Origin of the sequence: Citrobacter sp. Igbk 16 (genome assembly GCF_028069755.1) — a bacterium.
Lineage (GTDB): Bacteria > Pseudomonadota > Gammaproteobacteria > Enterobacterales > Enterobacteriaceae > Citrobacter.
On record NZ_JANEWJ010000001.1, the window covers coordinates 215,505 to 227,708 of the forward strand.

Here is a 12,204-nt window from a genome sequence, read left to right on the forward strand (position 1 = left end):
TTGTTATTAACCGACCCTGAAGAGGGCGGCAATGTTCATTTGCCCAGGAAGCACAACTATTTATCCAGAACCTGTGGCAGATCAATTTATTTCATCGAATATGAAATTGTGTTTCATTTAATAATCAGTTTCATGATTACTTTTTTAACATTTATCAAATACGCTGAATCGTTCAGGTTGAGTCGGAGCGTGGCGTGAATTGTGTGAGGGTGCGCAAGTGACGGTAAAGCGTCCGGTCTCGGCCAGCCTGGCTAAGGCTTTTTTCTATATAGTGTTGCTGTCGATTCTCTCAACGGGTATTGCACTGCTTACGCTGACCAGCAGCTTGCGGGATGCTGAAGCCATCAATATTGCCGGCTCTCTGCGTATGCAAAGCTATCGATTAGGTTACGATTTGCAAAGCCAGAGCCCGCAGTTAAACGCCCACCGTCAGCTTTTCCAGCAAGCGCTTAACGCGCCAGCATTGCAAAACCTGAATGCCTGGTATGTTCCGCAAACGGTAAAAAGTCGCTATGGCCGCCTGCATGCTAACTGGCTGGAAATGAACGCCCGTCTGACCAATGGCGACTTGCAGTGGTATCAGTCCAATATCAACAACTACGTCGATCAAATCGATCTCTTTGTGCTGGCACTTCAGCATTATGCCGAGCGCAAGGTGATGTTGGTTTTTGGCATATCGCTGGCAGGGGGGATCGGCATCTTCACCCTCGTCTTCTTTACGCTACGGCGTATTCGCCAGCAGGTCGTGCGCCCGCTGAATAAGCTGGTGATGGCCAGCCAGCATATTGAACACGGTCGGTTTGATATCTCACCGCTGGATACACAACTCCCCAACGAACTGGGATTACTGGCGAAGACGTTTAGCCAGATGTCGAGTGAGTTGCATAAGCTGTACCGCTCGCTGGAAGCCTCCGTCGCCGAGAAAACCCACGATCTCCACGAAGCCAATCGCCGCCTGGAAGTGTTATATCAATGTTCCCAGGCACTGAATACCAGCCAGATTGACGTGTACTGCTTCCGCCATATTTTACAGATTGTCCGCGAACATGACGCCGCGTATTTTCTGGAGCTCACCGTCGGTGATAACTGGCGAATCAGCGAAGGAACAGCAAGCCCTGAACTGCCGATGCAGATCCTGCCCGTCACGATGCAAGATACGGTGTACGGTGAACTGCACTGGCAAAGCCCGAATGTAAATGCGTCCACACCACTACTCAACAGCGTATCAACTATGCTCGGGCGCGGGCTGTACTTCAACCAGGCGCAAAAGCATTTTCAGCAGTTGCTGTTAATGGAAGAGCGAGCAACAATCGCCCGCGAGCTCCACGACTCGCTGGCACAGGTACTTTCCTATTTACGTATTCAGCTTACGCTACTGAAACGCGCTATTCCGCAGGATAACATTCCGGCGCAAAGCATCATGGCGGACTTCTCCCAGGCACTGAATGATGCTTATCGCCAATTGCGCGAGCTGCTTACCACCTTCCGCCTGACGTTACAGCAGGCCGATTTGCCTTCCGCCCTGCATGAAATGCTGGAAACGCTGCAAAATCAAACATCTGCTAAACTGACTCTCGATTGTCGACTGCCAACACTGGCACTGGACGCGCAAATGCAGGTGCATCTGTTACAGATCGTCCGTGAAGCCGTGCTGAATGCCATTAAGCATGCCAATGCCAGCGAAATTGCAGTCAGTTGTGTGACCGCGCCGGATGGTAATCATACCGTTTATATCCGTGATAACGGTGTCGGCATCGGTGAGCCTCATGAGCCTACGGGGCACTACGGTCTGAATATCATGCGTGAGCGCGCAGAGAGACTCAGCGGTACGTTGACCTTCTCGCAACCTTCCGGAGGAGGCACGCTGGTGAGCATCAGCTTTCGATCGGCAGAGACCGACAGTCAGCTAACGTAAAGAACGGCAAAGCGTCGGAAAGCCTGAATTCAGGCCTGACGGCATTGGCACAAAAGGTACGCTGTAAACGGGCATGATAATTTACATTATCTTCTTTTTTTCTCCACGTTTGCTCCGTACCTTGCCGCTACAGTGAAGCAAGTCATACGCATAAATATACGCAGAAACACGAGGTCCCCTTTTAATGGCGAATTTTTTTATCGATCGCCCCATTTTTGCCTGGGTGTTAGCAATCCTGTTGTGCCTGACAGGAGCCCTGGCTATTTTTTCGCTGCCCGTTGAGCAATATCCCGACCTTGCGCCGCCAAACGTGCGGGTAACCGCAAACTATCCAGGCGCATCTGCACAAACTCTGGAAAACACGGTGACCCAGGTTATCGAGCAGAACATGACGGGTCTCGACAATCTGATGTATATGTCATCCCAAAGCAGCGGAACCGGTCAGGCGACGGTGACGCTTAGCTTCGTGGCAGGGACCGATCCTGATGAAGCTGTACAGCAGGTGCAAAACCAGCTGCAATCGGCGATGCGTAAACTGCCACAGGCGGTACAGGATCAGGGTGTTACGGTGCGAAAAACCGGGGATACCAATATTCTAACCATCGCTTTTGTGTCTACCGATGGTTCAATGGATAAGCAAGATATTGCCGACTACGTGGCGAGTAATATTCAGGACCCGCTTAGCCGTATTAACGGTGTTGGGGATATTGATGCTTACGGTTCACAGTATTCCATGCGTATCTGGCTCGACCCAGCCAAACTTAACAGCTTCCAGATGACCGCCAAAGATGTGACTGACGCTATTGAGTCACAGAATGCGCAAATTGCGGTTGGGCAGCTTGGCGGTACGCCTTCGGTGGACAAACAGGCGTTGAATGCAACGATCAACGCGCAGTCACTACTACAAACGCCGGAACAGTTCCGCGATATTACACTACGTGTTAACCAGGACGGCTCGGAAGTCAGACTAGGCGATGTGGCAACGGTCGAAATGGGGGCCGAGAAGTACGACTACCTCAGCCGGTTTAATGGCAACCCCGCGTCCGGACTTGGTGTCAAATTGGCCTCTGGTGCCAATGAAATGGCAACAGCGGAACTGGTCATCAACCGCCTCGATGAGCTGTCGCAGTATTTTCCGCACGGGCTGGAATACAAGGTGGCATATGAAACCACCTCTTTCGTCAAAGCGTCGATTATCGATGTGGTGAAAACGCTGCTCGAAGCAATCGCGCTGGTTTTCCTTGTGATGTACCTGTTCCTGCAAAATTTCCGTGCGACGCTTATCCCGACAATCGCCGTTCCCGTCGTCCTGATGGGTACCTTCTCCGTGCTTTACGCCTTTGGCTACAGCGTTAACACCTTAACAATGTTTGCGATGGTGCTGGCAATTGGCCTGCTGGTTGATGATGCCATCGTGGTGGTGGAAAACGTCGAGCGTATTATGAGTGAGGAAGGTCTCTCACCACGTGAAGCGACGCGAAAATCAATGGGGCAAATCCAGGGCGCGCTGGTCGGTATTGCTATGGTGCTGTCGGCGGTCTTTATTCCAATGGCCTTCTTCGGCGGTACGACTGGGGCCATTTATCGCCAGTTCTCGATTACTATCGTCTCCGCAATGGTGCTGTCTGTTCTGGTGGCGATGATCCTGACCCCTGCCCTGTGCGCTACGCTACTTAAACCGCTGCATAAGGGCGAGCATCATGGCCAAACAGGCTTCTTCGGCTGGTTTAACCGAATGTTTAACCGCAACGCTGAACGTTACGAAAAAGGCGTTGCCCGGATCCTGCATCGCAGCCTGCGTTGGATATTGATCTACGGACTGCTGCTTGGCGGTATGGTGTTCCTGTTCCTGCGCCTGCCAACGTCCTTCTTGCCATTAGAAGACCGCGGGATGTTTACCACTTCGGTACAGTTGCCGAGCGGCTCCACGCAGCAGCAAACATTAAAAGTCGTTGAGGAAGTCGAGAAGTACTACTTCACTCACGAAAAAGACAACATTATGTCCGTCTTCTCCACGGTTGGTTCCGGTCCTGGGGGGAACGGACAGAACGTGGCGCGCATGTTTGTCCGGTTAAAAGACTGGGATGAACGCGATACCACCACCGGTACCTCCTTTGCCATTATCGAACGCGCGACCAAGGCCTTTAACAAGATTAAAGAAGCCCGCGTCTTCGCCAGTAGCCCTCCGGCCATCAGCGGCCTTGGTAGTTCCGCGGGTTTCGATATGGAATTACAGGACCACGCCGGCGCAGGCCATGACGCGCTAATGGCTGCACGCGACAAATTAATTGAGCTTGCCGGGAAAGACGCTTCACTGACCCGTGTTCGCCATAACGGTCTGGATGACAGTCCGCAACTGCAAATTGATATCGATCAGCGTAAAGCCCAGGCGCTGGGCGTTTCCATTGACGACATCAACGACACATTGCAGACGGCGTGGGGCTCCAGCTACGTAAACGACTTTATGGACAGGGGCCGCGTGAAGAAGGTTTACGTCCAGGCTGCGGCAAAATACCGCATGCTCCCGGACGATATTAACCTGTGGTACGTGCGCAATAGCAGCGGCGGCATGGTACCTTTCTCCGCGTTTGCCACTTCGCGCTGGGAAACCGGTTCACCGCGTCTGGAGCGATATAACGGTTATTCTGCTGTTGAAATCGTCGGCGAAGCCGCACCCGGAGTCAGTACTGGTACGGCAATGGACGTGATGGAATCGCTGGTTCGCCAGTTACCAACCGGATTTGGCCTTGAATGGACGGCGATGTCTTATCAGGAACGGTTATCGGGATCTCAGGCTCCTGCCCTGTACGCCATTTCGCTGTTGGTCGTGTTCCTGTGTCTGGCTGCGCTGTACGAGAGCTGGTCGGTACCGTTCTCCGTTATGCTGGTCGTACCGTTGGGGGTCATTGGCGCACTGCTGGCGACCTGGATGCGGGGCCTGGAAAACGATGTTTATTTCCAGGTCGGCTTATTAACGGTAATCGGGCTATCGGCGAAGAACGCGATACTGATTGTTGAATTCGCCAACGAGATGAACGAAAAAGGGCACGACCTGCTCGACGCTACGCTGCATGCGTGTCGCCAACGTTTACGTCCGATTCTCATGACATCGCTGGCGTTTATCTTCGGGGTACTGCCGATGACAATCAGCAGTGGTGCTGGCTCCGGCGGCCAGCATGCGGTTGGGACCGGTGTCATGGGTGGGATGATTTCAGCCACCATTCTGGCGATTTTCTTCGTCCCGCTGTTCTTTGTGCTGGTGCGTAGACGCTTCCCGCTGAAGCCACGCCCAGAATAATCGGGCACAAAAAAGGCGACTTACGATGAGTCGCCTTTTTCATCCTTTTCAGGATATGAATTTCTTCCAGAAAATTATTTACGAAGCATCACTTCGATAAAGTCTTTCCAGTTCCCCAGTTCACGTTCAATCATAACGACCTCTCTTATTATTATGGGCATTCTACGAAATCATCCTCATTAAAAGAAGATAATTTAACCGATGGTTGTGATTACATCCTCCAGTGCCTGGGGTCATGTCATCACTATGCGCTATACCCATAAATTTTATGTGACTCACTGCAATATTTTGAAATATTCACACATAATCTACGACTTTGACAATTTTGATGGAAAAACAGACTGATGCAAACAAGTTTATTCTGAAATACCGATCGACGTGAAATTTTGGAACTTTCAGGAATCATTATTCACCGTTGTTCAACAATGTTATATTTTTCTATAACGAATGAATGACAATATGTATTATCAGAAACGCGAGAATACAAGAATAAGTATTCAAAATACGTTAATAAGGATTCACATGATCACCCTCTACGGCATTAAGAATTGCGATACAATTAAAAAGGCCCGACGCTGGCTGGAAACGCAGGGTATTGACTACCGCTTCCATGATTATCGTGTCGACGGTCTGGACAACGCACTGTTACAGTCCTTTATCAGCGAGTTAGGCTGGGAGGCGCTGCTCAATACGCGGGGAACCACCTGGCGCAAACTGGATGAAGCAACGCGTAATCAAATCACGGATGCCACTGCTGCCGCCTCATTGATGATTGAAATGCCTGCAATTATCAAACGCCCATTGCTCTGCGAGCCGGGTAAGCCTATGCTGCTTGGTTTCAGTGAATCCAGTTATACTCAATGGATTTCGGGCAGCGGGAAGGCAACCAGCGAATGAGCCACAGGAGCTTACTAAAGTCAGTGACTGGAGTGAGTGAATGCCATCGCCGCACATGCAGCTTGAAAGATGACGAGTATTTGCAGTTTTTTAATGAGGTATAGTCTATGTCGTGCCCGGTTATTGAGCTGACACAGCAGCTTATTCGCCGACCTTCCCTGAGCCCGGATGATGCCGGGTGCCAGGCGTTAATGATTGAACGTCTGCGTGCGGTAGGTTTTACCGTTGAGCGAATGGATTTTGGTGACACACAGAATTTTTGGGCATGGCGCGGAAAAGGTGAGACCCTGGCATTTGCCGGTCACACCGACGTAGTGCCCGCAGGCGATGTTGATCGGTGGATCAATCCGCCGTTTGAACCGACCATTCGCGACGGCATGCTGTTCGGGCGCGGTGCGGCCGATATGAAAGGTTCGCTGGCGGCAATGGTCGTGGCGGCAGAGCGATTTGTCGCCCAACATCCGAACCATCAAGGGCGTCTGGCATTTTTGATAACGTCTGACGAAGAAGCCAGCGCTAAAAACGGCACCGTGAAGGTCGTTGAAACGCTGATGGCGCGCAATGAACGGCTGGATTATTGCCTGGTCGGTGAGCCGTCCAGCACCGAAATCGTCGGTGACGTGGTGAAAAATGGACGTCGTGGTTCCCTCACCTGCAACTTAACTATTCATGGTGTACAGGGGCATGTGGCCTATCCGCATCTGGCTGATAACCCAGTACACCGGGCTGCACCAATGCTCAATGAGCTGGTGGCGATTGAATGGGATCAGGGCAATGCGTTCTTCCCGGCAACCAGCATGCAGATTGCCAATATTCAGGCAGGTACGGGCAGCAACAACGTCATCCCTGGCGAACTGTTTATTCAGTTCAACTTCCGTTTCAGCACCGAATTAAACGACGAAATGATAAAGTCGCGGGTACTGGAACTGTTGGACAAGCACCAACTGCGTTACACAGTAGACTGGTGGCTTTCCGGGCAACCGTTCCTGACCGAACGCGGTAAACTGGTGGATGCAGTGGTGAACGCCATTGAGCACTATAATGAGATTAAACCGCAGTTACTGACGACAGGCGGGACATCCGACGGGCGCTTTATTGCCCGCATGGGGGCACAGGTGGTGGAACTTGGGCCGGTCAATGCCACCATTCATAAAATAAATGAATGCGTCAATGCCGCCGACCTGCAGCTGCTTGCCCGTATGTATCAACGTATCATGGAACAACTCGTCGCCTGATGAGTGTTCCTGCAAGAGGAAATGAGCATGGACTGGCTGGCAAAATATTGGTGGATTTTAGTGCTGGTGTTTCTGGTGGGGGTACTGCTGAATGTGATCAAAGATCTTAAGCGTGTCGACCACAAGAAGTTTCTCGCCAATAAGCCGGAGCTTCCCCCGCATCGTGATTTTAACGATAAATGGGACGATGACGACGATTGGCCGAACAAGGATCAGCCGAAGAAATAATTTGTAGGCCGGATAACACATATCACGTTGCTATCCGGCACTATCACTGACTGTCATGCCGGATGGCGGCTTCGCCTTATCCGGTCTACAGGTTAAATCATCTCAATCACATCATCATCGTGAGGCTTACCACCGCTCAGCGCTTCATCAAAGTAGTGCTTCGGCACGGTAAAACGCAGATGGTCGAGCGCAAACTGCATGCTGTGTTCATCAATGGCGTGCCCCAGATTTTCGACGATATCCAGCGTCACATCCCCACCTGCACGAATTAACGCTTCCTGCGCAGCAACGGCATGAGATAACTCAATCACCCGATCTTCACCACCGTGAATCAAATGCACTGTGGTAGCAGTGGTAGCCGCTTCCGGCAAGGTGGCGTAACGGCCATTAAAGGCAATGACCCGCGATGCCAGCCCTGGCTCAGCTTTGATACTCTCAAGTGACATAATCGCCCCCTGAGAAAAACCAATCAATGCGGTAGCCTGAGGTGACACACCACTCTGTTTCTGCCAATAGCGAACGGTTTCGATAAAGACCGGCATGATGGCATCAATACGCGCCTGACGGTTCTCTTCTGTTACACCCTGAACCGAAAACCACTGACGCCCACCGGCTGCGCCATAAGGCTCAGCGCCACCAATACTGACAATCAGCGCGTCCGGAAACAGTGGTGCAAACCAGGAACCAATTTCGCCCATGGCTACCGGATTATCGCCGACGCCATGAAACAGCAACAGCAACTGTTGAGCGGGTTTATCGGGACTTTGAACAACAAAATGGTCATGTTTCATGGCGATCTCCTTAACTGATGAGAATTATTCTACGCCGCTTAACCGCAATGACCATGCCAGGAAATTGAAGAAGTTAGTGAAAAAATTGCCATTGCATAATGCGATTACGTAACTGTTGCTGACGTTCGATATCCAACTGCGCTAACGCCTGCGCCGCCTCTTCACGCTGAACCAGCAACAACGCTTTGCGCCCCGATACCTTCAGCCGCTTGCACAATTCCGCGTCACTGCATTGTTCCTGTAAACGCCCTCGCAGCGCCGGGAGAGGCTGTTCACAGTGCTGGAGCAGACGACTCAGACAACCGAGTGATGTGAGTAATGGCCGATGCGCGAAGGCAAACCCTGCCAGCTCATCCCAGTCATCATCATTAAGCGTAGACGCTTTCAGTGGAACGACCGGGATACACTCATCATTCCATTGTGCGAGGATCGCCGCATCACGACGCAATCGCTGATGCTCCCGCTCAGCCAGGCGCTGCCCTGCATCACTGATAGGAAGCAACGCCATTGCCGTATAGCACCCGCTGCTGGCTTCACGATGATTCCCCATCCGCACCATAACAAAACCGCAGCGCTGCCAAAAACGCCACAACTCGGCCGTATAACCAAAACTGACGGAAAGATAGTCACACTGCGAAGAATACTGATGGGCCTGCATAATCAGTTGCTGCCCGATACCTTCCCGCTGACGAGCAGGATGAACCGCAATACGGCTAACCCGCCGGCCAACCAGCGTTGCGGCCAGCGGATCGCTGCCATGCGCCGCCAGTGACTGCGCAACCAGGTTGCCTCTTGGCCGACGATATCCCGCCCACACAGCCTGACTTAACGCTGTGGATAGGCCACCCTCATCCACCAGCCAGACAGCGCCCGCAACAGCGTCCACGCCCGATGCCTGAAGAAAATGCTGCCCCGGCGCATCCATCATCCGGCGCAGATCCAGTGGTGAAGTGCGATAATGCGCGCCGGAAAGCAGTTGATATACCGCCAGCGGTAGCGTCGGGTTGGTATGCCAGACATTCGCATCAAATGCGCTGAAGCGAATCTCACCCTGTGGTGCATGAGTAAAGGTTTCATCATCAAACACCAACGCATCGCTGACAATTTTTTCCAGTGGGCATCCCTGTGCCCAACGCACTGGCTGTTGTAATTCATAGCGTTGCAGATTTGGGAAGCGAGCGCAGAATTTCAACAAAAAACCTCTGCCGGTTCCTTCATAGCCCTGAACGGTTGTCGTTAACAGCGTGCGGGGAAAACGTGAAACCAGCTGATGCAAAAGCGGCGCAGGAATCGCAGCCGCTTCATCAACAACGAGCCAGTCAGCCGTTTCAGCACTGGCTAACAGCGCGTCCGGCGCCATAAAGCAGTAGCGTTCCCCAGCAAATTGCGCCAGTACATCCGTTGCCGCTTTCGCCGGTGCGGTAACGATGGCCGTCCCCGTCATACGCGAAATCAACTGCCCGGCCAGCGCGGATTTGCCCCGACCACGCGCGGCGGTCACCGCAACCACACCCGGAGGCATATCCAGCAGGTGATGTAAAATCGTCGCCTGTTCCGGCTGGGGATCGCCGTTTGCCGGCTGCCAGTCTGCTCGCACAGGAAAATGCGGATAGGATTTCGCCTGATGCTGTTGCCAGTGCAGCGTTTCTCCTTCACGAGTCACTACTCGCCTGAAGTGTTCAACAAAGTGTGGTGTTGGGATAGGTTTGGCGCAGTCGCTCCAGCGCAGGGAATCCGCGTCCGGAGACGTTTGCCAGGCCTGCCAGGGTGGGGTCAGCAACACCAGCCAACTGCCGGCAACCAGCGTTCCGCTTAAGGCGGCAAATGCCGCGGCGTCAAACCCCTGTCCGGCATCAAAAACGGCATGGCGAAATTCGCGCCCTAACAGCGTTTGTAGCGCCTGTGGTGTGCAACCTGGCTCCGCGGGGGCTGTTGCCCCCACCCACAGCCAGTCGCCGGGTAATGTATTGCGTAGCGCTAACGCCTGGGCCTGGGCCTGGCACCAGTTTTCTTCGCCGCTGATTATCAGCAGACGACGAATCCCTTCTCTGGCCATGCGTTCTGTGAGCGCACTTAGTGCAGCATTGTCAGACATCCCTGCCTCAATATCTTAAATGCCTTTGCCAAAGGTATTACATTGTCCCGGATCGCCACTGTCAAAACCGCGTTTAAACCAGGTATAACGTTGCTGCGAGGTGCCGTGAGTAAAGCTATCGGGCACAACGCGCCCTTGCCCTTGCTGTTGCAAACGATCATCACCAATGGCTTGTGCGGCGTTTAACGCCTCTTCCAGATCACCGGATTCAAGTACGCCCTGCTGCTGCATACTGTGTCCCCAGACACCCGCAAAGCAATCCGCCTGCAGTTCCATACGAACAGAAAGGCGATTCACTTCGGCCTGAGAGGCATTCTGCTGCATCTGACGAACTTTCGGTTCAATACCCAGCAGTTTCTGCACATGGTGGCCCACTTCGTGCGCGATGACATAGCCCTGAGCAAAATCGCCATCAGCGCCCAGCTTATTTTTCATGTCATCATAGAAGGAAAGATCGATATATACCGTGCCGTCCGCTGGGCAATAAAACGGTCCCATCACGGACTGGCCCGCACCGCAGCCGGTACGCGTCGCACCACGATACATCACCAGCTTCGGCTGTTGATAGGTGCGCCCCATTTTTTCAAACTGCTGACCCCAGGTATCTTCGGTCGTAGCCAGTATCACTGAGGTAAATTTTGCGGCTTCATCATCATTTGGGCTGATGGAGCGTGTGGTTTGCTGTTGCGAAACAGGCTGACCGGTCATGAGTCCGGTGAGATCCACACCATAATAGCCCGCGACAAGCACCACAATCAGCAGAATGATACCGCCTTTACCACTCGGCAAACGAAAACCGGGCCCCCCCATAGAAGGACCACCACCGGCGCTATTTCGTCTGTCTTCCACATTGTCACTTTCACGACGCCCTTGCCAGCGCATAGTCACCTCAACTTTTTATTCATTATGTTGATGATCGTAGGCGGTTCGGAACAGGATTACCATAAGAAACAGTAATCAAAATCGGGGGGATTGATGAGCCGGAGAGCGATCGCCGGCTCAGGGAGGCGTTAGTCTAACTTCACACCCAGACGATGCGCGACAGCTTCATAGGCTTCGATCAGGCCGCCCAGACTCTGGCGGAAGCGATCTTTGTCCATTTTATCCAGCGTTTCTTTGTCCCACAGACGACTACCGTCCGGTGAGAATTCGTCGCCCAGCACCACTTCACCTTTATACAAACCAAACTCAAGTTTGAAATCGACCAGAATCAGGCCTGCATCATCGAACATCTTTTTCAGCACGTCGTTGGCTTTGTAGGTCAGCTCTTTCATACGTGCCAGATTCTCTTTGCTCACCCAACCAAAAGTTTCGCAATAGGAATCGTTAATCATTGGATCGTGCATAGCATCATTTTTCAGGAACAGATCAAACAGCGGCGGATTCAGTTCAATACCTTCCTCAACGCCTAAACGCTTAACCAGTGAGCCTGCCGCGCGGTTACGTACCACACATTCAACCGGCACCATCTCCAGTTTTTTCACCAGACATTCGGTATCGGAAAGCAGTCGCTCCATCTGGGTAGGAATGCCCGCTTCTTGCAGTTTAGTCATAATGAAATGGTTAAACTTGTTGTTCACCATGCCTTTACGGTCAAACTGTTCAATGCGCGCGCCATCCCCTGCTGACGTATCATTGCGGAATTCGAGCACCAACAGGTCCGGGTTTTCCGTGCTGTATACGGTCTTCGCTTTACCACGATACAACTCAGCTTGCTTTTGCATCTTTATTACTCCTGGGTGTGA

10 protein-coding genes are annotated in these 12,204 nt (G+C 52.4%); 5 read left to right on the forward strand and 5 right to left on the reverse strand.

From position 1 onward, the window contains the following. Positions 1-217 precede the first annotated feature (217 nt). Together narQ and acrD are read left to right on the forward strand one after the other, a co-directional pair. Positions 218-1,915 (forward strand): nitrate/nitrite two-component system sensor histidine kinase NarQ, encoded by a 1,698-nt coding sequence (gene narQ, locus NNO03_RS01040; RefSeq protein WP_271448589.1) that lies wholly within the window; start codon positions 218-220, stop codon positions 1,913-1,915. A 184-nt stretch (positions 1,916-2,099) separates the two neighbouring features. After that, positions 2,100-5,213 carry a multidrug efflux RND transporter permease AcrD gene (acrD, locus tag NNO03_RS01045; protein ID WP_271448590.1) on the forward strand — a complete coding sequence of 1,038 codons (3,114 nt, stop codon included), beginning with the start codon at positions 2,100-2,102 and terminating at the stop codon, positions 5,211-5,213. A gap of 74 nt (positions 5,214-5,287) precedes the next feature. Here the strand turns inward: acrD and ypfM are convergent, their stop codons facing one another. Continuing rightward, positions 5,288-5,347 carry a protein YpfM gene (gene ypfM, locus NNO03_RS01050; RefSeq protein ID WP_001386977.1) on the reverse strand — a complete coding sequence of 20 codons (60 nt, stop codon included), beginning with the start codon at positions 5,345-5,347 and terminating at the stop codon, positions 5,288-5,290. Positions 5,348-5,735: 388 nt separating this feature from the next. On the opposite strand from ypfM, the gene NNO03_RS01055 reads away from it, so the two are divergent. The 3 genes from NNO03_RS01055 (at position 5,736) to NNO03_RS01065 (ending at position 7,573) form a co-directional block, all read left to right on the forward strand. Beyond that, entirely contained in the window at positions 5,736-6,110 is a 375-nt protein-coding gene (locus tag NNO03_RS01055) for an ArsC family reductase (protein WP_202038088.1), read from the forward strand. 107 nt (positions 6,111-6,217) lie between these two features. Further along, complete coding sequence (gene dapE, locus NNO03_RS01060) at positions 6,218-7,345, forward strand: succinyl-diaminopimelate desuccinylase (RefSeq protein ID WP_271448591.1); 1,128 nt, start codon at positions 6,218-6,220, stop codon at positions 7,343-7,345. A gap of 27 nt (positions 7,346-7,372) precedes the next feature. Further along, positions 7,373-7,573 (forward strand): YpfN family protein, encoded by a 201-nt coding sequence (locus NNO03_RS01065; protein WP_003835080.1) that lies wholly within the window; start codon positions 7,373-7,375, stop codon positions 7,571-7,573. A 92-nt stretch (positions 7,574-7,665) separates the two neighbouring features. Here the strand turns inward: NNO03_RS01065 and ypfH are convergent, their stop codons facing one another. From ypfH to purC, 4 genes are all read right to left on the reverse strand, one after another. Then, on the reverse strand, positions 7,666-8,364 hold the full coding sequence (gene ypfH, locus NNO03_RS01070) for an esterase (protein WP_271448592.1): 699 nt from the start codon (positions 8,362-8,364) through the stop codon (positions 7,666-7,668). Between the two features lie 73 nt (positions 8,365-8,437). Continuing rightward, positions 8,438-10,459 carry a tRNA(Met) cytidine acetyltransferase TmcA gene (locus tag NNO03_RS01075; protein ID WP_271448593.1) on the reverse strand — a complete coding sequence of 674 codons (2,022 nt, stop codon included), beginning with the start codon at positions 10,457-10,459 and terminating at the stop codon, positions 8,438-8,440. 15 nt (positions 10,460-10,474) lie between these two features. Beyond that, a complete protein-coding gene (locus tag NNO03_RS01080; RefSeq protein ID WP_202038085.1) occupies positions 10,475-11,341 on the reverse strand; it encodes a neutral zinc metallopeptidase in 867 nt (288 codons plus the stop codon). Positions 11,342-11,469: 128 nt separating this feature from the next. After that, positions 11,470-12,183 (reverse strand): phosphoribosylaminoimidazolesuccinocarboxamide synthase, encoded by a 714-nt coding sequence (gene purC, locus NNO03_RS01085; protein WP_003835086.1) that lies wholly within the window; start codon positions 12,181-12,183, stop codon positions 11,470-11,472. Positions 12,184-12,204: the final 21 nt, after the last annotated feature.